The organism is Reichenbachiella carrageenanivorans, from assembly GCF_025639805.1.
Taxonomy (GTDB): domain Bacteria; phylum Bacteroidota; class Bacteroidia; order Cytophagales; family Cyclobacteriaceae; genus Reichenbachiella; species Reichenbachiella carrageenanivorans.
On sequence record NZ_CP106735.1, the window covers coordinates 3,195,225 to 3,220,356 of the forward strand.

General features: G+C 40.4%; 20 protein-coding genes. 8 read left to right on the top strand and 12 right to left on the bottom strand.

Annotated elements, in window-relative coordinates; all coding sequences use genetic code 11:
• The first annotated feature begins 20 nt into the window (after positions 1 to 20).
• On the top strand, positions 21 to 1,235 hold the full coding sequence (locus N7E81_RS12790; protein ID WP_263049980.1) for a BaiN/RdsA family NAD(P)/FAD-dependent oxidoreductase: 1,215 nt from the start codon (positions 21 to 23) through the stop codon (positions 1,233 to 1,235).
• On the opposite strand, the gene N7E81_RS12795 is transcribed toward N7E81_RS12790, so the two are convergent.
• Positions 1,224 to 1,952, bottom strand: coding sequence for a pseudouridine synthase (locus N7E81_RS12795; protein ID WP_263049981.1), 729 nt, complete (start codon positions 1,950 to 1,952; stop codon positions 1,224 to 1,226). The genes N7E81_RS12790 and N7E81_RS12795 overlap by 12 nt on opposite strands.
• A 243-nt stretch (positions 1,953 to 2,195) precedes the next feature.
• Between N7E81_RS12795 and N7E81_RS12800 the strand changes: the two genes are divergently transcribed.
• Together N7E81_RS12800 and N7E81_RS12805 are read left to right on the top strand one after the other, a co-directional pair.
• Positions 2,196 to 2,852 (top strand): DUF481 domain-containing protein, encoded by a 657-nt coding sequence (locus tag N7E81_RS12800; protein ID WP_263049982.1) that lies wholly within the window; start codon positions 2,196 to 2,198, stop codon positions 2,850 to 2,852.
• 110 nt (positions 2,853 to 2,962) lie between these two features.
• Complete coding sequence (locus N7E81_RS12805) at positions 2,963 to 5,215, top strand: glycoside hydrolase family 3 N-terminal domain-containing protein (RefSeq protein WP_263049983.1); 2,253 nt, start codon at positions 2,963 to 2,965, stop codon at positions 5,213 to 5,215.
• Positions 5,216 to 5,230: 15 nt separating this feature from the next.
• On the opposite strand, the gene N7E81_RS12810 is transcribed toward N7E81_RS12805, so the two are convergent.
• Positions 5,231 to 5,590 carry a LytR/AlgR family response regulator transcription factor gene (locus N7E81_RS12810; protein ID WP_263049984.1) on the bottom strand — a complete coding sequence of 120 codons (360 nt, stop codon included), beginning with the start codon at positions 5,588 to 5,590 and terminating at the stop codon, positions 5,231 to 5,233.
• A 245-nt stretch (positions 5,591 to 5,835) separates the two neighbouring features.
• Here N7E81_RS12810 and N7E81_RS12815 point away from each other — a divergent pair, with 245 nt between their 5' ends.
• The gene (locus N7E81_RS12815; RefSeq protein WP_263049985.1) at positions 5,836 to 8,601 is read left to right on the top strand and encodes a phosphoenolpyruvate carboxylase; all 2,766 of its coding nucleotides are present in this window, start codon (positions 5,836 to 5,838) and stop codon (positions 8,599 to 8,601) included.
• Between the two features lie 451 nt (positions 8,602 to 9,052).
• On the opposite strand, the gene N7E81_RS12820 is transcribed toward N7E81_RS12815, so the two are convergent.
• The 3 genes from N7E81_RS12820 to N7E81_RS12830 form a co-directional block, all read right to left on the bottom strand.
• The gene (locus tag N7E81_RS12820; RefSeq protein WP_263049986.1) at positions 9,053 to 9,211 is read right to left on the bottom strand and encodes a hypothetical protein; all 159 of its coding nucleotides are present in this window, start codon (positions 9,209 to 9,211) and stop codon (positions 9,053 to 9,055) included.
• Positions 9,212 to 9,577: 366 nt separating this feature from the next.
• The gene (locus N7E81_RS12825; protein WP_263049987.1) at positions 9,578 to 10,282 is read right to left on the bottom strand and encodes a tetratricopeptide repeat protein; all 705 of its coding nucleotides are present in this window, start codon (positions 10,280 to 10,282) and stop codon (positions 9,578 to 9,580) included.
• A gap of 38 nt (positions 10,283 to 10,320) precedes the next feature.
• The gene (locus N7E81_RS12830; RefSeq protein WP_263049988.1) at positions 10,321 to 11,730 is read right to left on the bottom strand and encodes a CCA tRNA nucleotidyltransferase; all 1,410 of its coding nucleotides are present in this window, start codon (positions 11,728 to 11,730) and stop codon (positions 10,321 to 10,323) included.
• A gap of 115 nt (positions 11,731 to 11,845) precedes the next feature.
• On the opposite strand from N7E81_RS12830, the gene pafA reads away from it, so the two are divergent.
• Positions 11,846 to 13,480: an alkaline phosphatase PafA gene (gene pafA, locus N7E81_RS12835; protein ID WP_263049989.1), complete on the top strand. Its 1,635-nt coding sequence runs from the start codon at positions 11,846 to 11,848 to the stop codon at positions 13,478 to 13,480.
• On the opposite strand, the gene N7E81_RS12840 is transcribed toward pafA, so the two are convergent.
• The 7 genes from N7E81_RS12840 to N7E81_RS12870 are packed head-to-tail and all read right to left on the bottom strand — an operon-like array spanning position 13,477 to position 18,835.
• Positions 13,477 to 14,160, bottom strand: a complete 684-nt coding sequence (locus N7E81_RS12840; protein WP_263049990.1) for a lycopene cyclase domain-containing protein — start codon at positions 14,158 to 14,160, stop codon at positions 13,477 to 13,479. The two genes, pafA and N7E81_RS12840, sit on opposite strands and share 4 nt — an antisense overlap.
• A complete protein-coding gene (locus N7E81_RS12845; RefSeq protein WP_263049991.1) occupies positions 14,161 to 14,625 on the bottom strand; it encodes a sterol desaturase family protein in 465 nt (154 codons plus the stop codon).
• Positions 14,616 to 15,137, bottom strand: coding sequence for an isopentenyl-diphosphate Delta-isomerase (gene idi, locus N7E81_RS12850; RefSeq protein WP_263049992.1), 522 nt, complete (start codon positions 15,135 to 15,137; stop codon positions 14,616 to 14,618). Before idi ends, N7E81_RS12845 begins: the two co-directional genes overlap by 10 nt.
• Positions 15,138 to 15,141: 4 nt before the next feature.
• On the bottom strand, positions 15,142 to 15,594 hold the full coding sequence (locus tag N7E81_RS12855) for a hypothetical protein (protein WP_263049993.1): 453 nt from the start codon (positions 15,592 to 15,594) through the stop codon (positions 15,142 to 15,144).
• Entirely contained in the window at positions 15,594 to 16,430 is an 837-nt protein-coding gene (locus tag N7E81_RS12860; protein WP_263049994.1) for a phytoene/squalene synthase family protein, read from the bottom strand. The genes N7E81_RS12855 and N7E81_RS12860 overlap by 1 nt, the downstream gene beginning before the upstream one ends.
• The gene (locus tag N7E81_RS12865; RefSeq protein ID WP_263049995.1) at positions 16,414 to 17,895 is read right to left on the bottom strand and encodes a phytoene desaturase family protein; all 1,482 of its coding nucleotides are present in this window, start codon (positions 17,893 to 17,895) and stop codon (positions 16,414 to 16,416) included. The genes N7E81_RS12860 and N7E81_RS12865 overlap by 17 nt, the downstream gene beginning before the upstream one ends.
• A gap of 40 nt (positions 17,896 to 17,935) precedes the next feature.
• A complete protein-coding gene (locus N7E81_RS12870; protein WP_263049996.1) occupies positions 17,936 to 18,835 on the bottom strand; it encodes a MerR family transcriptional regulator in 900 nt (299 codons plus the stop codon).
• Between the two features lie 151 nt (positions 18,836 to 18,986).
• On the opposite strand from N7E81_RS12870, the gene N7E81_RS12875 reads away from it, so the two are divergent.
• The 3 genes from N7E81_RS12875 (at position 18,987) to N7E81_RS12885 (ending at position 25,029) form a co-directional block, all read left to right on the top strand.
• Positions 18,987 to 21,410, top strand: coding sequence for a penicillin acylase family protein (locus N7E81_RS12875; RefSeq protein ID WP_263049997.1), 2,424 nt, complete (start codon positions 18,987 to 18,989; stop codon positions 21,408 to 21,410).
• Positions 21,410 to 21,781: a hypothetical protein gene (locus N7E81_RS12880; RefSeq protein WP_263049998.1), complete on the top strand. Its 372-nt coding sequence runs from the start codon at positions 21,410 to 21,412 to the stop codon at positions 21,779 to 21,781. The genes N7E81_RS12875 and N7E81_RS12880 overlap by 1 nt, the downstream gene beginning before the upstream one ends.
• A gap of 182 nt (positions 21,782 to 21,963) precedes the next feature.
• On the top strand, positions 21,964 to 25,029 hold the full coding sequence (locus N7E81_RS12885) for an ATP-binding protein (protein WP_263049999.1): 3,066 nt from the start codon (positions 21,964 to 21,966) through the stop codon (positions 25,027 to 25,029).
• The last annotated feature ends 103 nt before the right edge of the window (positions 25,030 to 25,132 follow it).

A 25,132-nucleotide genomic window follows, 5' to 3' on the forward strand; every position in this document is an offset into this window, starting at 1 on the left:
GACCAAAATTTAATTCGGATATGAAAGTAGCAGTAATAGGAGGAGGCGCAGCGGGTTTTTTTGCTGCTATTTCGTGTAAAACACATCACCCAAACGCTGAAGTTTTTATTTTCGAAAAGTCGTCGAAAACCCTCGCTAAAGTAAAGGTGTCGGGTGGTGGTCGATGCAATGTAACCAATGTTTGCGAGCCACAGTCCGATTTTCTTAAGCATTACCCTAGAGGCCAAAAGCAACTCAAAAAGACTTTCAACTACTTCAATAGACAAGATACGCTCGATTGGTATGAAAGCCGTGGTGTACAGCTCAAAGCAGAAGCCGATGGGCGGATGTTTCCTATTACAGATGATTCGCAGACCATCATAGACTGTTTGCGCCAAGAGGTAGATCGCTTGGGCGTGAAAGTTTGGATGAAAAAGGGGATTGCTACGCTGGTGCATAAAGCCGATCTGTTTGAATTGACTTTCGATTCTGGCGAAAGCCAAACGTACGATCATCTGATCATTGCCACAGGAGGGAATTCTAAAAGTGCTGGCTATGAGTGGTTGCGTCAAATTGGTCATGAGATCGTAGCGCCAGTGCCGTCACTGTTTACCTTCAATATCCCTGAGGCAGCTAAGCTGAAAGCACTGATGGGGCTGGCAGTGCCACATGCAGTGATCAAAATACAAGGGACTAAAATGATGCAGGAAGGGCCTGTGCTGGTGACACACTGGGGGCTGAGTGGGCCAGCTGTGCTGAAACTGTCAGCTTGGGGTGCACGTCAGTTGCATGAGTTCAATTACAATTTCAAAACACAAGTCAATTGGGCGGGAGCGATCAATGAAGAAAAATTGCGTGAGGGTGTAGCACAAGCGGTCGAAAGCCAAGCCAAAAAGAAAATCATTAATGCCAAGCCGATAGATATTCCGAACAGACTGTGGGAGTACTTACTAGATCGCATGGGGCTGGATGCTCATACCATCTGGGCCGATGTGAAGAAGAAGGATAAAAATCGTCTCATCAATGTGCTGCTTAATGACGAATATACGGTAGTAGGTAAAACTACTTTTAAAGAAGAATTTGTAACCTGCGGCGGAGTAGATCTATCAGAAGTGGATTTCAATACGATGGAAAGTCGTAAAGTCCCAGGGTTATTTTTTGCTGGGGAAGTGCTAGATATTGATGGGATTACAGGAGGGTTCAATTTTCAGGCGGCATGGTCTACAGGATTTGTTGCAGGTAAGTTAGGCCAGTAGATTTTTGTCAAATTTTAAAACATCTATCATTCTTATAAATTCTGACTGTGGCTGTGCACTTATAGAGATCTCTGTTTTAGTAATGGGGTGAATGAACCGTAACGCTACAGCATGTAGAAGCATGGTGCCCATTTGCCAGCGATCGAGAAAGAGTTTGTTTTGTTTGTTGCATCCGTGGGGTCGGTCTCCTATGATGGGATGAAATATGTGAGCAAAATGCTTGCGCAGCTGGTGCATTCGGCCAGTTTTAGGTCTGGCTTCTACCCAAGAGTATCGAGAGGTAGGGTGTTTGCCGAAAGGCACTTCTACTTCTGTTTGATTTAGTGTAGTGTAAGCTGTTTGTGCTTCCTGATTCTTGCCTTTATCGTTTGTTAGTGGGTAGTCGATCAGCCCTTCTGGCTCGGTGTATCCGCGAAGAATACTCCAGTATCTTTTTTCCATTTCTTCGTTTTCGAAAGTAGCTCGTATGGCTGTGAGTGCTTCTTTGCTTAGCGCAAATAGGAGTACACCACTGGTTTTTCGGTCTAGTCTGTGGGCGGGATGTACGTGTTGTCCGAGCTGGTCTCGGAGCTGCTGTACGGCAAATTCATCGGTGTTAGTAGCTATTTTGGAGCGGTGTACGAGAAGCCCATGCGGTTTGTTGATCGCCACATAATGTTCGTCTTGAAATAGAATCTCCAAATTTTTGGCTGCTGACATGTTTTTCTCTTCAATCATTTCGCCAAAAGTAAAAGTTTCTGTCGGCTATCTGCCGAAAACCTTGGGGGTTCAGTCCACAATTTATAATTTCAATGATTCAAAAAAATAATATCTGCCAATATGTTTTTTAAATACTTACTTCTGTGGGGCTGTCTGTTACTAAACGTTACTCTACAAGCTCAAATCCTAAATATCAATATACATGACGTCACCACAGACTCCTCTAACTATTGGTTGGGTCAATTAAATTTTAATTTTGAAATGGACAATCGTAGTCCCACACCAGACGAAGAGGCCTCTATGTTGGCATTGGAGTCGAGCCTTGACGTGGTGTATGTGTCAGATATGCATGCATACTACCTTGCAGGTCAACTCAATCACTATCAAGCTACAGGAGATCCAGTGATCAGTACAGGAAATACGCACGTGCGTGTAAATTTTTTAAGGAAACAGAGGTTGTCCTATGAAATTTACGCCCAATGGTTATTCGATCATAGTAGACATTTGAATCTCAGGTATTTGTCTGGTGGAGGGATTAAGTATCGATTATTCAAAACCGATATTTTCGAATTTGACATAGGAACAGGTGCCTTCTATGAATATGAAAAATGGGGAAATTTGGCTCGTGATGGATCACAGACTATCAATGAGATGATTAAGTCATCGAGTTATATCAAATCCAATATAGATCTCTCAGATCAAGTTAATTTGGCTTTTGTGTCTTTTTATCAATTCGGATATGATCAGGATATAGAAGAAGTGAGACAGCGCATCAGTGGCCAGTTGCAGTTGGAGTTCAATATCTCAGCGCATTTTGCTTTTGTGATAGAAGGAAACATACACTATGAAAACAAGCCCGTTATTCCAATTAATAAGACAATTTTCGGAATACAAAATGGATTGAGATACGATTTTTGATCTATCCTCTTTTAATAAAAGGGGAGCGGACGAATTACCCCCTTTTTATGTGATATTTCTCATGGTCGGTCGTAGGGTATTTATAGGATTTTTGATGAAACGAAATTATCATGAATAAAATCCTATTATTACTTATACCGCCTTTATCGTTTTTTGCTTGTGAGGTAGATAAGTTAGTCTCTAATGATCCCATCGAACAAAAAGTAGATAGTTTATTAGCTCAGATGACCTTAGCCCAAAAAATAGGGCAAACTGCTCAGCGAGGCACCTCTAGCCGGGTGAAAGGTGGACTATCTGAAGCGTTGAAAACAGCTGTGCGAGAAGGTCGCATTGGTTCTATGATCAATGTGATGAACAAAGGCTTTGTGGATGAACTGCAGCACATTGCTGTAGAAGAAAGCCCAAATGGTATTCCTCTCATATTTGCGAGAGATGTTATTCATGGATTCAAAACTATTTTTCCTATTCCACTTGGACAAGCAGCTACATGGAACCCCGAGCTGGTAGAAGTAGGAGCTAGGGTAGCTGCGATCGAGGCCAGTACCTATGGTGTGCGTTGGACTTTTGCTCCCATGCTGGATATCGCTAGAGATCCGCGCTGGGGCAGGATTGCGGAGTCGCCAGGTGAGGATCCGTATTTAGCCTCAGTACTTTCGGCAGCATATGTGCGAGGGTTTCAAGGCAACGACCTGACCGACCCAAGTAGCATGATTGCTTGTGCCAAGCATTTTGTAGGCTATGGTGCAGCCGAAGGAGGTAGAGACTACAATACGGCTATTATTCATGAGCCGCTTTTGCGCAATGTGTATTTCCCCCCTTTTCAAAAAGCAGTAGAAGCTGGTGTGCAGACTTTTATGTCTGGCTTCAATGAACTCAATGGAGTGCCTGTTTCGGGGAATCAATGGATATTAGGTGAGGTTCTTCGGCAGGAATGGAAGTTTGATGGGTTTGTCGTGAGTGATTGGAACTCTGTTACTGAAATGATCGATCATGGCTACTGTACCGACGAAAAGGAGGCAGCATTCAAAGCTGCGATGGCGGGATTGGATATGGAAATGACCAGTCAAGCTTATGAGCAATATTTAGAAGTATTGATAGCGGAGGGTAGGATTGACCTAGCTCGGCTCAACCGTATGGTTCGTGCTATTCTCAGAGTAAAGTTTCGTATGGGTTTGTTTGATCAGCCATATAGGGTGGATCGGTCGGGGGCTATCTTGTCACAAGATCATTTGGCGAAAGCCAAAGAAATTGCTGCCCAAAGTATGGTATTGCTGAAAAATGACAAGCAAACATTACCAATCACACAGTCGCAAAAAATAGCGGTGATTGGCCCTTTAGCTGATGCCCCATTAGATCAGCTAGGGACTTGGATATTTGATGGCGATCAGAAGGATTCAGTTACGCCAGTACAAGCCTTCAAAGAGGAGTTGGAGACGGAACGATTGAGGGTAGAAGCTGGCTTAGCATACAGTAGAGACCGATCCAAGGATCAGTTTTCAGCAGCTGTACGAGCGGCACGTGCGAGTGATGTGGTTTTGTTTTTCGGAGGAGAGGAAGCTATTTTGTCTGGTGAGGCGCACAGTAGAGCTCATTTGAATCTGCCAGGTGTACAGGAGGAGCTGATCCGAGTAATTAAAGATCAGACGGACAAACCCATTGTTTTGATTATACAGGCAGGTCGACCGATAGTGTTAGCAAACATCATTGATCAGGTAGATGCTATCTTGATGGCGTGGCATCCAGGTACGATGGCAGGGCCAGCAGTAGTAGATATACTTACGGGAGCATTCAATCCTTCTGGACGATTGCCAGTTACTTGGCCAAAGTCGGTTGGGCAGATTCCTATATATTACAACCATAAAAATACTGGTCGCCCTGCGGATAGCGCTTCTTTTGTAGGGATAGATAATATTCCTGTAGGCGCTTGGCAAAGTTCATTGGGCAATGACTCTCATTATCTCGACGATGGATTTACTCCGCAGTACCCTTTTGGCTATGGTCTGTCATATACCAATTTTTCCTATTCAAATCTAAACATTAGCCAAGACGTACTAAGTGAGGGGGACACGCTCAAAGTTACCTTCGATGTGACTAATGCTGGAACAGTAGCGGGCGTAGAAACGGCACAATTGTATATGCGCGATCATGTAGCTAGCCTGACAAGACCAATAAAGGAGTTGAAACGATTTGCTAGGGTGAGCCTAAGCCCAAACGAAACTAAAAAAGTAGAGCTGGTTTTGTCTACGAATGATCTTAGGTTTTATAAAAACGCTAATGAATGGGTGCTCGAACCTGGTGTCTTTTCTGTCTATGTGGGAGGCAATGCGCAAACCACTTGGGAGAAAAAGTTTAGGATAAAATGAAAAAGAAGTGATGGATTAAGATTCCATCACTTCTTTTACTATTGCTTCTAATTGCTCAGGACCTTCAAAAGGTTTTCGAACATATTTCTTCACGTCTATTTTGAGCTCGTCTGTCTCATATTCGAGATGAGAGGATACAATGACGATTTTAGGTTTCTCTTCTAGCGTAGAGATGGTTTCATACCCATCTAGGTAGGGCATCTCTATGTCTAGAAACAAAACTTGAGGTTTTAATTTAGATACGCCAACGGCTCCATCTATTGCGCTGCTGAAAGTGCCTACTAAGTCTATGCAGTCTACTTTTTCGGCTAGTTTTTTGAAAATTTCGAGATAAACTAAATCATCATCTATCGCAACACATCTATATTTCTCCATGGATTATTTTGGTGGTGTAGTTTTATTTGAAATCGCAATTCAATCTTAACCAATTTATTTTACTAATTGAAATTTACCTTCATAAATTACGAGAGAGTCTTGATATTTTAGCAAGGGAATTCTGTTGTGTTCAATATTTAACAAAACGGAATAATCTTGTGTGTACTTATAATATTTACCTAAATTGCAAGACTATTTCACAACGATAGACCTATTTTTTTAGAATATTTATAATTTATTTGGGAATGAATTCAATATTGACAGAAGTAAAGGACAAACTGGGAAAACCATATGAGGATTTTGAGTTTTTACTGGAAAGTTTGAAAGAAGTTTTGATAGAAAATGGCGAAGAAGCCATTGCTAATGAAATTCCCTTTATCAATAAATACCCCTTTGAAAATGGGATTCAGATGACTGACAAGCATATACAAATGTATTCGCTCGTTTTTCAACTGGTAAATATGGCAGAGGTAAATGGAGCAGTGCAGCATCGACGTGCGGTTGAAAATGAGAAGGAATTTTCTTCAGTAAGCGGACTCTTTGCCAACAACATCAAAGGGTTGTTGGATATTGGAGTAAGCGAAGACGTGATTCTGGACAAGATGCCTCAGATGCAGATAGAACCTGTACTCACCGCTCACCCGACCGAAGCCAAACGAGCAACGGTTTTGGATCACCATAGAGATTTATACCTATTGTTGGTCAGCTTAGAGAATAAGATGTATTCGAACAAAGAGCTGATGAATATTCGTCACAACATCAAATTGACCTTGTACCGGCTTTGGAAGACAGGTGAAATATACATGGAGAAGCCAGACTTGAGTTCGGAACTTCGAAACATTATTCACTACTTGGTGAATGTATTTCCAGAGGTAATTCCTGTTTTGGATAGAAGGTTGATTCAAGCGTGGAAGGCATGTGGCCTTTCCAAAGAAAAATTATTAGAAGGACACAGTTTCCCTAAAATCAGTTTTGGTAACTGGGTAGGTGGAGATAGAGATGGGCACCCACTAGTCACAGATACGGTAACCGCAGAGACACTAGAACAGCTTCGACTAAATGCTTTTGTTGTTATTAGGAGAAAATTGATTGCCCTGATTAAACAATTGAGTTTTACTTGTGAATTGGATGAGTGCAACCCTGCATTGAAAGCCAGAATAGAGGAAATGCTCGTGGAATTGGGGGAAATAGGAGAAGAGGCTTTGGGAAGAAACAAAGGAGAAGCCTTTCGTCAGTTTTCTAACTTGGTATTGGCTAAGCTGCCTGTAGATACTCAAAGAGGCCACGCCACTCAGTTGTCTGAGCATGCGGGTAGCTATATCTATGCTGATCAAATGATAGAAGATTTGAAATTGCTTCAACAAAGTTTGTTAAATTTCGGAGCCAAATCTATTGCATATGATGATGTCAATATTACGATTAGAAACGTACAAACCTTTGGTTTTCACTTGGCTAAGTTAGATGTTCGTCAAAACAGTGCCTTTCATGATAAGGCTATTGAGCAGCTCTTAGAAGCGGCTCAATTTGAAGAAACCAATTTCTCTGAATGGAGCGAAGAGAAACGATTAGCGTTTTTGAATAAGGAACTCAAATCGAACAGGCCATTCACACACCAAAGTGCTAAATTGGGAGAAAATGCCAAAGCAGTACTGTCATGCTATAGAGTAGTAGAGGCACATGTGTCCAAATATGGAGGCGAGGGCATTGGTTCATTTATCGTGAGTATGACCCGTTCATTGTCAGATCTATTGTCGGTTTATTTACTGGCAAGAGAAGCAGGGTTGACCATTCAGACTGAAGAAGGGCTGGTTTGTCAAATTCCAGTGGTGCCATTGTTAGAGACTATAGAAGATTTGGAGAATGGGCCAGAAATTTTGGAAGGATTCCTTACACATGATTTCACCATTCGTAGTTTAGATTATTTCAGAAGAGTAAGAAATTACAAAAACCTCCGTCAACAGGTGATGGTAGGCTATAGTGATAGTAACAAGGATGGCGGTATCATTGCCAGCCAGTGGAACTTGTACAAGGCTCAGTTCAAATTGAGTGAGATTGGTGAAATTTCAGGTGTGAAAATCACTTTCTTCCATGGCAAGGGAGGAACAATCAGTAGAGGTTCAGGCCCTACACACTATTTTATTAAGGCTTTACCTTACCAGGCCATTCAAGGTAATGTGAGGTTGACTGAGCAGGGAGAAACTATTGCGCAGAAATACGAAAACAAAGTAAACGCAGAGTATAACTTAGAACTATTGGTCGCGAACTCTTTGTCGAAAACCATACTTGACGAGCGTGAAGAAAGAAAGTATCATCCACTAGCGGATGTATTGGATGATTTGGCCAAGCAGAGTAAAGCACAGTACGAGGCATTGACACATCACGAAGGGTTTATTCAGTTTTTCAGACAAGCTACACCTATCGATGCCATCGAAACGAGCAAGATCGGTTCGAGACCTGCTAAGCGTACAGGCGCTAATTCATTAGAAGATTTGAGAGCTATTCCATGGGTATTTTCTTGGAGTCAGTCTCGCTTTCATATGACAAGTTGGTATGGAGTAGGTTCTTCGTTGAGCAACCTGAAGAAGTCCAACATAGAGAGCTACAAACGATTTAAAGAAGCTACACGAACAGATCCATTCGTTAGATATGTATTGACTAATGTGGATACTAGTTTGGCTGCTACAGATGAGTCCATCATTACGGCCTATGCCCAGTTGGTAGAGGATGATCAAGTGAAGACTGAATTTTTGAATATGTTTCTTTCAGAGTTGCAGTTGACTAGAGCCTTATTATTAGATCTATTAGGGGAGGAAATTGAAGTGCGTAGAGTTAATCATCATTTTTCTAATCACCTTCGAGCACCGCTTATGGCACATTTGCATGAGAAGCAAATTGACCTACTCAAGCATTGGAGAAAAGACAGAGCCAATGGTGAAAATGTGAACAAGCTGCAACGTGAACTTATGCTTACGATCAATGCAATAGCAAGTGCTATGCGCAATACGGGTTGATTTAGGACTAGTAATCTTACGATAGCTTGGCGCTTAGCGGGCTAAAAATTTACTATAGAGGTGTTTTTCACCTCTATTTTTTTGTCCAAATTTTGGATTAATCTATAATTATGAAGGGGCTGAAAGTTTCATGTCAAAAAACAAAAGCTTATATCGGATTGTAAAAGTGATCTTGAAGAGATAGACTTTTACCTCATCAGCTGGGTTACAATAGTTTTGGGATGTTGAGAGTGAAAGAGTCTTTTTGTTAAAAGCGAGTTAAGGGATTTGAGTGCAGCTAATAATACTTTTTTATAGTGCAGGTAGTGTGTAATGGAGGGTTAATGTTAGGTTAGGGAGGTATAGGGGCGTTCGATTTTTATATTACCATGGATTAAGAATATCGCATATTTTTAATCCATGGCCTATGCTACAGAAATAAGAGAGAGGTAAATACTCTTAGTTTTTCTTCTTATGAGAAGTTATTGATATAGGTTTTGCATTGATCCTCACCGCCAATAAACATAATGCTGTGACCTTTCAGTACGACCCAGTTTTGATCCTCTTTATTGAATTTTAGTTTCAATGTTCTTCCAGTGTCTTTGGTTCGAGAAAATAGTGCTTGTAACATGGCGCTGTGGTTTAGTTTAACATTTCTGTAAATTATTATAATTCAAATGTAGATAATCATATTGAATAAATAAAATAAAATGTTGAAAAAGTGCAATAATTTAATTTTCATATCAAAATATTAAAGGTAATCATCGATAAAATTCTATTTAACCTTAAAAGGGCTATTGTTAGATAATAATGGGTAAAAGGGTTTTTAGGCAGTTTGCGACCTGCTTAATGATAGCTTTATGAAGCTACGGATTTGAGGGAAGTTTGTCACAAAGAGCGGATAGGTTGTCGTCCTGACGACTAAAAAAATAGGCTGCAGAAAAACCCAATTCTTGGAGTTTTTCTACAGCCTATTGTAACTGCCTAATATTGTTTTTTATTTTCCTGCTTTGCTGAGGTTGATTTGCGCAAGTTCAAATCCAGGTGCTGCATTCAGCGCTTCTAAAAACAACTCTTTAGCTTTTGGGATATCTCCATCTTGCTGAGCCAATAGTGCCTTCAAGTTGAGTAGAGCAGCACGCATGGATACTTCTTGCTGTGTTTTGTCCAGTTTTGTGAATCTCATTTTGAGTTCGTCTATGTCGGATCGCTTGAGTAGAATATCGACAGACGTAGAAGACTCTGTGTATCGTTTGAGTTCGTATTGCATGAAAGCTACCTGATAGAGGGTGCGGCTGTCGTTGTTTTTCAGAAACAATTTTTCGTAATTGTCTAGGGCTTGATCCTTGGCTCCCAACTGATTCAATGCAATAGCACTTAACTCAAGTGCTACCTGATTGTCGGGGTTTAATACTAGGTTTTCCTTGGTGACTAGAGCTACTGATGGCATTTGGTTCAGATTGTAGTACATCATAGCTAGCGAATCTAAAACTGCCGATTGGTTGTTGCTGTAAAAAAGTAAATTGTACAGTGCCATTCGAGCTACTGGAGGGTCATTAAACTGCATGGCTAGTTCGTAGATAGCCATGTTTTTTTGTACATCTACATCTATAAAATTCAAAGAATCTGCCGATTGGGCATTTGTCTTGTTACATTGGAGAATTCCTCCAATGACAACCAATATGTATATTATTTTTTTCATAATCATTTTTTGAAAGCGTGCAAGCTAGCGACTAAAGCTTAATTGTCCAACCCTCTGGCAATGGCTATTTCTTGCATTAGTTTTTCTGCTTGTACTTTGTCGTTGTCTATTTTTCCTTCGAGAATAGCTTCTCTTATTTCGTTTTTGATATCACCAACGATCCTAGAGGGAGGGAGATTGTAGCGAGCCATGATTTCTTCACCAGAGATTGGTGGTTGAAAGTTACGTAACTGATCCCGCTCTTCGAGTTCAATCAATTTTAGTTTTACTTTTTTGAAGTTGGCTAAATAGCGTTTTACCTTCATCGGGTTTTTAGTTGTGATGTCGGCATTGCAAAGTGTCATCAAATCATCTACATCATCTCCAGCTTCAAAGAGTAGTCTTCGGATAGCAGAGTCAGTGATTTCATCCCGCACTAAAGCGATTGGGCGAAGGTGAAGGCGTACAAGTTTTTGTACATACTTCATTTTTTCATTCATGGGCAATTTCATGCGTTTGAAGATGATGGGTACCATTCGGGCACCCTTGTCTTCATGACCATGAAAAGTCCAGCCTGCTTTTTTATGAAATCTTTTGGTAGGTGGTTTGGCAATGTCGTGCAAGATAGCTGCCCACCTGAGATAGAGGTTGTCCGTGTTATCTGATATGTTGTCTAGAACCTGAAGGGTATGGTAGAAGTTGTCTTTATGAGACTTGCCTTCTCTCGTCTCTACACCATGCAGATCTACCATTTCAGGAAAAATATGGTGAAGCAGTTTGCATTGAAACAAAAGTTTGAATCCGTAGCTAGGTGTAGGAGAGAGAATGATCTTATTGAGTTCATCGATTATTCTTTCTTTTGATACGATTTTGATGCGATCTGCTTCTTTTAGAATGGCTTCGAAAGTGTCCGCTTCTATGTCGAAATTGAGTTGGCTGGCAAACCTGATTGCTCTCATCATTCGCAATGGATCGTCAGAAAAAGTAATGGCAGGGTCTAGTGGTGTGCGGATGATCTTTTTCTTGATGTCATTTAACCCATCAAATGGGTCGATTACTTCCCCATATGCACCATCATTGAGTTTAATCGCTAGGGCATTGATGGTGAAATCTCTTCGATTTTGATCTTCTTCAAGGGTTCCATCTTCCACGATAGGCTTTCTGGAGTCTCGCTGATAGGATTCTTTTCTAGCTCCTACAAATTCTAATTCGTGATCACCGTACTTCACCATGGCAGTGCCGAAATTCTTGAATACAGACAGGTTGTTTGTTTTTAATTCTTGGGCTACACGTTTAGCTAGCTGAATACCGCTGCCTACACAAACAAAATCTATATCTTTGGAAGGTCTATTGAGAATGATGTCGCGTACGAACCCACCAATCACGTAAGCATCAAGGTTGACTTTAGTGGCGCACTTGGCTACCGTGGAAAAGATTTCTTCCGGTAAGAGGTGTGATTTTAAATTCAATGAAATAAGCTTTGCTTCAAAATTAATTTTAATTTCTTAATAATGAGATAATACGATTTGTCATTGTTCAATTAATTTTGATTTCTTAAAAATTAGCCCAAATTAAACAACCATAATGAGCAAATTTATTCTAGCATTCCTACTAACCTTTACCTCTTTATTTTTATATGGCCAACAAGCCAGTCAGCCAAAACTGGTGGTAGGAGTGGTTGTAGACCAAATGAGACAAGAATACTTGTACCGGTTTGCCAACCACTTCGGAGAAGACGGGTTCAAGCGTTTGATGAATGAAGGCTTTGTATTTAAAAATGCTCACTTCAACTATGTACCTACTTATACTGGCCCAGGCCATGCTTCAGTATATACAGGTACTACTCCTCGTGTACATGGCATTATTGCTAACGACTGGTATGACAAGTACGCAAAGCAGATGAGATATTGTGTGCAGGATGATGAGGTGCAAGGGGTTGATTGTGAAGGTAAGATTGGTCGGCGTTCGCCAAAAAATCTGAAAACATCGACCATCACAGATGAGCTCCGATTGTTTTCTCAAAACAGGTCTAAAGTAATCAGCCTATCAATCAAGGATCGTAGTGCCATTCTGCCTGGTGGGCATCAGCCCAACGGCGCTTACTGGTTTGATGCCAAATCGGGTCAGTTTATTACCAGTACTTTTTATCGCGAATCATTGCCTGATTGGCTGGTGAAGTTTAATAAGAAAAAGCTAGCTGAGAAGTATATGAAAAAAGGCTGGGAAACCTACAAGCCAATAGCAGCTTATGTAGAAAGTGCCAGAGACGATCGCCCCTATGAGTCAAAAGAATTGGGAGGATTGAAGGCTGTTTTTCCTTATGACTTTAGTGAAATTGATAAATCAAAAAACAAAAATGAACTAATTAAATATACTCCTTATGGCAATCAACTCACTGTAGATTTAGCACTAGCGGCATTGACTGCCGAAGATTTAGGACGAGATGAGGTGACAGACATTTTAGCAGTTAGCTTTTCATCTACAGATTATGTAGGTCATGCATTTGGTCCTTATTCAAAGGAGGTTCAAGATACTTATATCAGATTGGATTTGGATTTGGCCAGGCTGATGAAGGCACTCGATGAGCAGGTAGGCAAAGGGCAATGGACGATGTTTTTGACCGCCGACCATGCTGTGTCTGAGATACCAGCTTATATGGCAGAAAATGGGCATGATACGGATTATGTGAATGAGACCGATTATCTGAAGATGGTCAACGAAAAGTTGATCACTACCTTTAACTCTGCGGAATTGATCGAAAATGTGAGAAATAATCAAATCTTTTTGAATAGAGAGGAGATCAAAAATAAAGGATTAGACTTCAAAGAGGTAAAAGCAGTTTTGGCTAATTTTTTGGTGGAAATGGAAGGGATTACCGCAGCATTTGATACACAAGAGATCGCCAACTACAATGGAGATGAACGCGATATCAAACTAATGGCAGCTGGGATCAATGCTCACATGTCGGGAGATGTGATCTTTGCCCAACGAGCAGGGTGGCTAGGCGAGTGGCATCAAAAAAATGGAGGGACTACTCATGGTTCTGGCTATAACTACGACACGCATGTACCTATGCTCTTTTATGGCTGGGGCATCAAAAATGGGAGTTCTGTCAACTATCACTCAGTTACAGATATAGCCCCATCTGTCTCTATGTTGCTTAATATCAAGTTGCCATCAGGCTGTACTGGCCAGCCAGCAGCTGAGCTGTTCGATTAATACTTGGATGATAGATAGTGGGTCAGTTTCACATTCCATAAAATCAACAGCATACCATAAAATACATCCTCAAAAGGAATAGTGCCTAGGCGGAGTCCTAGGTTTTCTTGGTCATTGTACCAGACGACTTCGTTGTCTATAAACGAACCTGTCAGAAGGCCATTGGTAATGGAGAAAGGGATCAGTAAAATGAGGTAAGTGAAGTAAAAAGGAGACAGGTCAGCTTTTAGAACCCACTGTAAATAAATCAAAGAGGCGATCAGAAGGAAAAAAGTACTGCTGGTGTAGTATCGATCATAATAAAATAGGAATAGCCCGCCTAGGCATAAGACCAGTGAAATAGTGATCCACTGGTTGGTGATCGGCGGTAGGGGTTGGATGCCTAATACGCCGAAGCAGTGATAGGTGAAAACGCAAGCATAAGGGATGCAAACGAAAAACAAGATTTCTTCTATAGGCAAGTTGAAGATGGAGACTCCAATGAGATAATCGGGGTTGAAACCCCAAACTCCAATGTGAGTAAAATAGCTATCCCATATTAGAAAAATAAGAGCTACTATGGCCATACTAGGGAAAAAGTAGCGCCATTTCTTATCGAATCTCAGCTTGGGGTGAAAACTGAAAATGAATGGGACAAGAATCGTAAAAAAGTCGATCATTAGATAGGTATAGGCACGCATCTATTTTGTTTTCTTTTGTTCGCTTAGGTACTTTTTTGGAACTACCAACATGCCAAAGCACTCACCATCTTCTTTGCCCAAATGTTTGTGATGAACTTTGTGAGCCTTTCTGATGGCTTTTAGGTAGGAGTTGTTGGACCTGGTTAGCCATTTGAAACGCTGATGTATGAATATGTCGTGGACGGTGAAGTACAGGAAGCCATAGAGTGTAATGCCCAGTCCAATCCATAAGCGAATATCATGAGCAGGGTTGTCTACCCCATAATAGATCAACACAATGCCTGGAATAGCAAAGAGTAGGAAGAAAAAGTCATTGTCTTCAAGAAACCCCTTCGAGGTTTTGATATGGTGATCTCGGTGCAAAAACCATAATAATCCATGCATGATATACTTATGGGTAAACCAAGCTACGAATTCCATAAACGCTGCTGTGGTGAGTAGTATGATGATGTTTCTTACCCACATGAGTTTTTGTGTTTTTCGATCACTTCTTCTACTATTTTTCTGAACCAGAAAGTGTATTGATTAGGCTGATTTTGTACGTCATGGAGCAAATCTGTGATGTTTATATACTTATAAGCCATCGCTTCTTGTTCGTTTAGTGCAGGCACTTCGTTGGCTATTCCCACAAATACATGATCTAGTTCATGCTCGATCAGCCCATTTTCAAAATCAGCTTTGTACAAAAAAGAAAACAGATGAGAAAGCTCGGTTTGCATACCCAGTTCCTCTGATAATCTACGTTTGGCAGCATTTAGGGTAACTTCGTTGGGGCGTGGGTGACTGCAGCAGGCATTGGTCCACAACCCACCAGAGTGATATTTATCTATCGCACGTTGCTGAAGGAGCATTTCTCCATCAGTATTGAATATGAAAATGGAAAATGCACGGTGAAGCTTACCTTGCTTATGAGCCGCCAATTTCTCAGATGTGCCTATCGCATTATCTTGTTCATCTACCAATACCACTTCTTCCATGTATTTAGTCGTTTCTATTTTGTAAATAATTGTAAATTAATTGATAGGTCGAAGAATCAGAGATCGACTGGATGTTTGTTGTAATGTAATCTTCGTCACTCTCTATCTGATTGCTATAACCCAAAAAAACAGGTACTCTTTCCTGCATAGATAATCGCAAATATCGTAGTTCTATATTGGTGTTGTGATAAATAATTAGACTATCCAGTGAGCTTTTTCCTTTGTTGAATTCGCTTAGTTTTTTATAGGGGTTGATTGCGTGTTTGGCTTCAAGAAAATGTATCATAATGCAATATCCTTGATTTGTAGGATGGGTTTGATTTGCATTTTCTTGACAGGTAGTTGCTAATTCGGACATGTACTTTTTGTCAGTAGCGGCCAATAGATATTGTCGCCTGAGTTTTTCTAATTCAGGCGATGAAAACCACAAGAAAATAAGTGCATAGGCTAGCGTCATTACATGATATTCAATTTGTACCTTATTATTGAGTCGAACATCAATCCAAATTTAGAATAATTAGGAATTCGTATACGTTCGTGCATGACTTTATTTGGACTCAATTTTGAGATTTTCTTAAACAACGATCGGTAATAGATATAAGCTAGATACACGCCTAGTTTGGCGCATTTAGGTAACCTTTTGATACCTACTAGCGCTTCGTTGAAATCCGCCAAAATGCCATTTTCTATATGAGTCTTGTCGGTATCAGAAAAGGACGCTAAATCGATTTCGGGAAAGTAGCTTCGGCCTAGTACTTCATAGTCTGCTTTTAAATCACGTAAAAAATTGACTTTCTGAAAAGCAGAACCTAGTTTCATTGCAGGCTCTTTTAGGCTTTCGTAGAGTTGGGTGTCGTTGTTGGTAAATACTCGAAGGCACATCAGACCGACCACTTCAGCCGATCCCAATACATAGGTATCGAAAGAAGGAGCGTCATATGCGGCTTTGGTCAAATCCATTTCCATACTTTTCAAAAAGGTATCTATCAGTTCCCATTCGATATTGTATTGGTTTACAGTGTCTTGAAAGGCATTGAGCACTGGGTTGATGCTGATTTTATTATGAATAGCAGCTTGTGTGTCTTGTCGTATTTCGTCCATCATTCCTTTTTGGTCGAATCCTTCAAATGAATCTACGATTTCGTCTGCAAGACGCACAAATCCATAAATGGCATAGATGTCATTATGAATTTTTCTATCTAGAAAATAGATGCCTAATGAAAAACTGGTGCTGTACTTTCTGGTGATTAGTTTACTTGTGGCTAGAGCCACTTCGTCATATATATGTTTCATAAGGGTGGTTGTTGAAATGGGATAATAGCTGTGCAGAGGCCACCTGACCAGAAATAATAGCAGGAGGTACACCTGGGCCAGGTACAGTGAGCTGACCACAGTAAAAGAGGTTCTTGATTTTTTTGTTGCCAATTTGCGGACGCATAAATGCGGTTTGCTTTAGTGTATTGGCTAGTCCGTAGGCATTGCCTTTGTAGGAGTTGTAGTCTTTTTTAAAGTCCTTGATGCAGTAAGATTTTTTTACCACTATCCTGTTAGCAACGCTATCTCCTGTGATAGACTCTAGTCTTTTGATAAGCAGATCATAATAGGTTTCTCTTAGCTCATTGGTGTCTTCTAGCCCAGGAGCCAATGGCATCAGTAAGAAAAGATTTTCGTCAGCTTCTGGTGCTACACTAGGATCAGTCTTTGAAGGGCAGCAAGCATAAAACAGAGGCTTTTCTGGCCATTTAGGATGAGTATAGATCTGCTCTGCATGTTGGTCGAAAGACTCATCAAAAAACAAATTGTGATGACTGAGGTTTTTTATCTTCCCTTTCACACCTATATAAAAAATGAGTGCTGAAGGAGATAGGACTTTTTTGTCCCAATAGTCTTCAGTGTAATTTTGGTTCCCTCCGTTGAGTATGTGTCGGTCAAAATGATGATAATCTATAGATGAGATAAGCCCATTTGTAGGAGCCCCTGCTACATCGTTAATGAGTCTGTTTTTGATGCCTATATGGTTTATCGTTTCATTAAAATGAAAATTAACCCCCAAGTCAGAGCATAGTTTGTACATGGCAGTGGCCAATTGACTAAACCCTCCCATAGGGTAAAAGGTACCTTGGGTAAAGCAGCTGTAGTTCATGAGGCTGTACAGTGAAGGCGTAGATTTGGCCGTTCCCCCAAGAAATAAGATGGGAAACTCCATGAGTGCTAGTAAGCGAGGATCTTTGAAGTACTTTCGGATATATGAATGAAAGGGTTTCCATGCACCAAGTTTGATCATCTGAGCCAAGAGAGGGATGGAGGTATATTCAAATATGGATGAAGATTTTTTATACACTAGGTTATTTACACCTACTTCATATTTGAGTTTAGCATCTGACAGCACTTTAGCCAATTTAGCTCCTGCACCTTTTTCTATAGATTCGAAAAGCTCAGCTTGTTTTTCTGTGTTGGCAGAAATGTCGAAATAATTATCAGGAGAAAAAAAGACTCTGAAGCCTGGGTCTAACTGCTTGAGTTCGAAATAGTCATGAACAGATCGGTTAAATCGGTTAAAAAATCTTTCCATGACATCTGGCATCCAATACCAACTTGGCCCCATGTCGAACGTGAAGCCATTCATTTGCCATGTTCTACACCTTCCTCCAGGATTTTCTTGGTTGTCAAAAACGTCTACAGGCACCTCATATTTGGCTAAAACAGCCGCTGCGGCTAATCCGCTCATTCCAGCTCCCAATACTGTTGCTTTCTTCATATTGGGAATTTAATAAATGTTTAACTATAAATAAAAAAAGTTAAACAAAATTAATCTTGGGAAGAAGTGCTGATTTGCTGGTGTGAATGGTTACGTTATGCTTTTGGGCGATAGATTCTGCTTGGTCATAATAACCTGGGCTAACCAATAGATCGATAGGAATACTAAGTGTATCTAAAGTTTGCAAATAAGTATCCAACTCTTCGTTGTAGTTGCTTAGTGTTACTGAACTTATGAGTCGGCTAGGTTTGACCTGCTGAATAGATTCTAATAAATTTTCGAGAGGGACTTTAGGCCCTAGATATATAGGGGAAACGTCCAAGTTGGAAAGGAGTGCATGGGTCAGTAGTAGGGAGAGCTCATGCTCTTCCCATTGAGGCAAGAACAAAATGATTTTCTTTTCAAATGATTTGGTTTGAGGTTTTGTGTGTGAGAAAAGAATTTTCCTGAAGTTAGAAGATAGAAAATGTTCGTGAGAGACTGTTATTTGCTCTCTTGCCCATAGGTTTCCTATTCTCTCAAGCAACGGGAAGAAGATGTCTGTAAAGGCGCATTCGAGATTTTTTTCTGCTATGATTTGAGTAGATACCTGATCAAACTTATATTGATCAAAATCGAGTGAAATGGTGATTAACTCATGGATATAATGATTCGCTTTTTCATTCCATTCTAAGCCATTCTTGAATTGTTCTAGTGCTTGATTAAGTTCGGATTTGCTCATCAAACTCAGCTGAGATATTTTGTAGTTTTGTTTTAATAATGAGCTGATGTTTAATATTTTCTTTAGGTCTTTGTCTGTATAGTACCGAATATTGGTTGGTGTTCGCTTTGGAATTACGAGTTGATATCTTTTTTCCCAAATTCTGATGGTGTGAGCTTTGATTCCAGAAAGTTTTTCAAGTTCCTTGATGGAGTAGGTCTTGATCGCTTTGTTAGACATACATTCGAATAAATCGTGATGAGATCATAGTTTTTTAGCGTCCGTAATTTACAAAATATAATTCACCATAGCTTCAAAACAATTTTGCTTGCCTCAGCAATGTACTTTATCTTAGTGCCCTTTTCAATCTGGCATTTTGGTAACACATTATATGAAACTTCTAAGATTCATTTTTGCTCTCGGGCTTACACTGCTATTCTTTTTTTATCTCAATCATAAGCAAGACAAAGTACCTCCTTTAGGTCATTTTCTGAGTCCATTTACGGGCTTTTGGCAGAATGGTGAATTAGACGGAATTGACCTTCCAGCAGAAATAGATGTCGATCAGCTGAAAGCCCCAGTACAGATCAAATTTGATGAAAATCAGGTGCCTCATATCTTCGCAGAAAATGACTATGACCTGTATTTTGCTCAAGGCTATGTCACAGCCTTTCATCGTTTGTGGCAAATGGAATTTCAGGTATTGGCAGCGGCGGGTCGCACTGCCGAAGTTGTGGGTGAGCGCCAATTGGATTTTGATCGGATACAGCGAAGAAAAGGCTTGGTCTACGGAGCTAAGCGATCACTGGAAGTGGCGGAGCAAGATCCACAGGTGATCAATATGATTCAGGCCTATACCGACGGGATTAACTATTGGGTCGATCAGCTGGATTATGAAGATTATCCCATTGAGTACAAATTGCTAGATTATGCACCCGAACCGTGGACCAATTTGAAAGTAATGCTTATGATCAAAAATATGGCTGATATGCTTTCTCGTGGAGAAAATGACTTGGAAAATACCAATGCATTGAGCGTTTTTGGGTTGGAAGATTTCAATAAGTTATTTCCAGAAACTTATAAAAACATAGACCCTGTCATACCTGCAGGTACCAAATGGGATTTTAAACCTATTTCTGTAGACCAGCCAGCCGTCAGCTTTCCTCAGGTTTTCACCAAAGAAGTGATCGAAAATCCAGACCCTAGAAACGGGTCTAACAATTTTGTAGTGTCTGCTGATCGGACAGCCAATGGAAAAGTACTGTTGGCCAATGAACCAGATTTGAGTTTGAACCTGCCATCGATATGGTATGTGATTCAGCTTCATGCACCAGGCATCAATGTGATGGGGGCTTCTTTGCCAGGCGTGCCTAGTGTGGTGGTTGGGTTCAATGATTCTATTGCTTGGGGCGTAACCAATGCCAAACGGGATGTGGTAGATTGGTATTATATCAAGTTCAGAAATGATAAAAGGGAAGAGTATCAGTATGACAACAAATGGCTTAAAACAGAAAAAGTCATAGAGGAGTTTAAGGTAAGAGAGGAAGAGAGTTTTTATGATACTATTGTATATACCCACTATGGGCCTGTAGCCTATGATAGAAACTTTTTAGGAGATGGAGATCGCATTAATCTGGCAATGAAATGGACGGCACATGAGGGCTCTAAAGAGTTTAAAACCTTCTATCAATTGAATAGAGCTGGAAATTATGACGACTTTATGTCGGCGCTAAAATATTACTCGGGACCACCACAAAACTTTGCTTTTGCCAGCGCTCAAGGAGATATTGCTATGACGATTCAGGGTAAATTCCCTGCAAAGTGGCAAGGACAAGGTAAATTTTTGTTGGATGGGAGAGATGCTAGACAAGAGTGGCAAGCTATTATACCTCCTGAGCAAAACGCAACAGCCAAAAACCCATTACAAGGATTTGTTAGCTCTGCCAATCAGCATCCAGTAGACTCTACCTATCCCTATTATGTATACGATTACAATTATGAATTTTATCGCAATAGGAGAATAAACGATAGGCTTAGGCTGCTTGATCGAATGACAGTCAAAGACATGATTCGCCTACAGAATGATAACTATAATTATAGAGCTTCTGAAAGTTTACCAATAATGCTAGATGCTTTGGATACAATGAAATTGACTGATACGCATAAGAAGGCCTATTTCCTTTTGAAACAATGGGACTACTTTGCTGAGCCAGAGTGGATCGCACCTACTATATATAAGGTCTGGTGGGATGAGTTGTATGCTTTGGTTTGGGATGAGTTTGATGAGCAAGAGCTTGCTATGTCAAAACCGCACGTGTTCAATACGATCTATCTCATGACCAATGAAGCTGATAGTAAGTTCTTTGATATAGAATCTACGAAAAAAACAGAGACACTTAATGACTTGATTAATGCTTCGTATGCTACAGCCATGAGCAAATTGGAAGATTGGAAAAACGAGAATGATTCAGAATATATTTGGTATCTCTATAAAAACACACGCGTGAAGCACTTGCTTGGGCTCGAGCCTTTCTCGTTTGAAAAGGTTAAAATAGGAGGCGACAGAAATATCGTAAATGCAGCGAGTGGACGGCATGGCCCCAGCTGGCGAATGATAGTAGAAATGAGTGCCAATGGGCCAAAGGCTTGGGGGATATACCCTGGTAGCCAAAGTGGAAACCCAGGCCATCCTAGTTATGGCGATATGATAGAAGACTGGGCAAGTGGCAACTATGCGCCTTTGCATTATTTAAAATCTGCTACAGATCAAACTGAGCATATTATTTTTTCACAAACCCTTCAATCAGAAAACTAATGCTATTCATATTCAGACTTATACTTATCGCATTATTCACTTATCTGTTCGCTTGGTTTACGCCATGGTGGATGGTCATATTTAGTGCTGCCACAATTGCCTTTTTCCTTCCTGGCAATAATTTGAATGCTTTCCTCAGTGGTTTTTTAGGAGCAGGTTTGATTTGGATGGTCATGGCATGGAAAATAGACTTAGATGTCAACTCTATTATGTCACTTAAAATGATCGCATTGCTCCCCGTTGATGATGTCAATATGCTAATTATAATCACAGCTCTTATTGGAGGGTGTGCAGGTGCATTAGGTGCCTTTTCAGGTAATAGTTTTCGCCAATTGTTCATTAAGAAAAAGGAGCAGAGTTTCTATAGCTAATCAGGATGTGCTCCAAAAGAAAAGGGTGAAGAAATCATTTCTTCACCCTTTTCTTTTGATAAATGATACTCATTTTGTAGTATTTTTTACTTTTATAATTAGCCGTATTAGGTTTAGTCGTTCGGAATCTATTACTTTAAAGTACCCTATCCGCCTGTCTTTTTTTTAACTAATATTATTCAATGAGTTATATAAAGTCAGCAGCATTGTGTTTCGCATTCGTGCTTTCATTACTTCCTAAGGTTGGTGCACAATCCAGCGAAAAAGGACTGCCTTTTATAGACTATTATTCTCCTTCAGATTATCGAGCAGGTAGTTTCAATTTTAACGTAATCAGAGATACTTTAGGGATTTATTATTTTTCTAATGATGACGGTGTACTGGTGTACAATGGTGTGGATTGGAACCTCATCAAGGTGACCAGAGAGAAATCCGTATATTGGCTACAGCAAGACAGCCAAGGAACGATTTACGTTGGAGCAGATGGCGAGTTTGGCTATCTACAAGCATCCAAAACCGGCAGACTCAGTTACGTGTCTTTGATGGACAAAGTAGATGCCAAGTACCACGACTTTGGTGCGGTATGGGAAGTGGCTTGTACGAGCAAAGAAGTAGTCTTTAGATCCAAAAAATACATATTTAGACTTGTAGGCAATGAGGTGAAAGTGTTTTTTCCGGCACACAACGAATTTGATATTGCCTTTACTGTGCGAGATACGGTCTATACTCGGAATAAAGGGGTAGGCCTCATGTACTTCGATGGCGATCAGTTGAAACTGAAAAAAGGAGGGGCATTTTTTGCAGACATGAAGGTAAATATTTTCTTGCCATACGGTGAAGATCTATTGATTGGATCGAGATACGACGGGTTGTATGTGTTGAAAAATGGTGAAGTGGAAGCGTTGAAAACGGAAGTAGACGATTTCCTGAAAGCGTATAAAATATATCATGGCTGTGTAACCTACGATGGCAATTATGCCTTTGCAGCATACACCAAGGGAGTGGCTATTTTAGATAAAAATGGCAAGTTGCTAGAAATGCTCGATGAAAATTCAGGACTGATAGACTTTCAGTATTTGTTTGTGGGTATGTTCGATGCCAACAATCTTTGGATTGCCAATGGAGTGGGAACCACCAAAGTTAAGACTCTTTCTCCTTTGTCTTTTTTTGATGAAAATAGAGGAATAAAGGATGTAGGAACAGATATTGTCCGATACAAAGGAGATATCTACGCTGCCACATTGAGAGATTTATTTTTGTTAGAAAAAGGAGGGTTTGGAGGCCAGTTTAGGAAATTTAACCCAGAGGATTTTTATGAAATCTATTCGCTCGATCTCATGAATGATGAGATGATTATAGCTTGTCAGCGAGGGCTCATAGCCTATGATGATGAGAAATTCAGGTTTCTAGACGAACGAAGAATCCATTACGCCAAGGTATCTAAAGATCAATCGGAAATCTATGTGGGCGTGGGGGAAATGGGCTTTGGGGTGTATTATCAAGAAGGCGAATCCTATCAATTAATTCGACTAAATGGTTTTAACGAGCCGATCAAAAAAATTGAAGAGATTGGAGATAAGATTGTTTTTGTGTCTAAATATGGTACCCTTGGAGTTGTATCACATCGAGTGGCGCAAGGAGTACATTACCTAAAGCTCGAAAAGGAGTATCAGGTAGGCAATGCGGCTATCGTACCTTGTGGAGACAAAATATTGGTGGTGGCGAGAGAAGGGTGGTATTTTATGGATAGCACAGGTTGGATCTCTGAGCCTCGTGAGTTGGCTTTGTCAAACAAACCCACTAAAATCATGCAAGTGGTGCCTGTGGGTGATGAGAAACTGTGGGTCAGTTATCAGGACGAAGAGCGGATCAATTATAATGAATATGTAGTGATGGGCAATGGTAAAATGAATGCTACGGGAGTGGCCTTTGGTTCGCATTTTCATGTAAACTCTTCCTATGCAGATCAAGATAGCGTACTTTGGTTTATAGGAGATGGAGGTGTGGTGAGATATGATCAGAAAATACCTATTACCATCCCAGTAGGGGATTTTACCTGTCATATCGATCGATTGGTATGGGACAAAGACTCACTGCTCTTTGAGCATGGTGCTGACATAGCACCTATTGTATTGCCTCATGATAAAACTGATATTCGATTTGCTTTCTTTACTAATGAAGTGAATGCCAGTGAAGAAAAGACTTTTCAGTACAGACTGGTGGGGAGTGATGACGAATGGTCTAAATGGTCGAGAGAGTCCAAAAAAGATTATACAGGTCTGAAGGCAGGGGAATATACCTTTGAGGTACGAGCTAAAAATGCAGTAAATCAAATCAGCAAAGCCGATGCGTTTCATTTTTATGTAGAACGACCGTGGTATTTGACTAAAATGTCCTTTTTCGGATTTATGGTTCTTTTTGTAGGAATTATATATGGGGTGTTCAGGATTAGAATGGCCAGCCTAGAGCAAGCAAAAGTTCGTTTGGAAAAGCAGGTGTCAAAACGTACTGCTGAGGTGGAAGCGCAAAAAAGAGATTTGGAAACCCAACGTGTGATCTTGCAAAATGCCAATGATACGAAAAATCAGCTATTTTCTATTATTGGACACGATCTAAGAAGTCCACTCAATTCTTTGCAGGGGCTTACGGATTTGATTCACCATTATCAGGCAGAACAGCAGCCAGAAATGGTCGATGAGCTTGTGGGGCATATGTCGGACTCGGTCAAGCGCTTACGTCATTTATTGGATAACTTGCTCACGTGGGCGCTCAATCAGTCTGGCAATTTCAAGGTGAATCCAGAGCTGATCAAAATTGATTTTTTTCTCAAAGAGATTATCTCTATTCTGAAAGAATCAGCTAAATCTAAGAGTATATCGATTACTCTTCATGGTGTGTCAGGCTGTCTGATCAATGCGGATAGAAACTCGCTTTCTACTGTGATTAGAAACTTGCTCAACAATGCCATCAAGTTTTCGAACGAAGGATCTGTTATTGAAGTAAGGTATACCTATGATCATGAAAAGACCATAATCAAAATTATAGACGAAGGTATCGGTATATCAGCCGACAAGTTGAGTGATATATTCGAACTGACACACTCCACATATGGCACCAACAATGAAAAGGGTACAGGGTTGGGTTTGGTGCTGGTGAGTGAGTTTGTGGCACTTAATGGTGGTACGATTGACGTGAGTAGTGTGCAAGGTAAGGGCACTACTTTTACACTTACTTTCCCTAATAAGTAATTGACCTTCGAGTCAGAGTAAATGGTTGTTTAGGGGGGAGTAAGTAGGTCTGTCGGGGAAGGCCGTATGAAGAAACTTTATTGCGTAAGTAAGTTAGAACTCA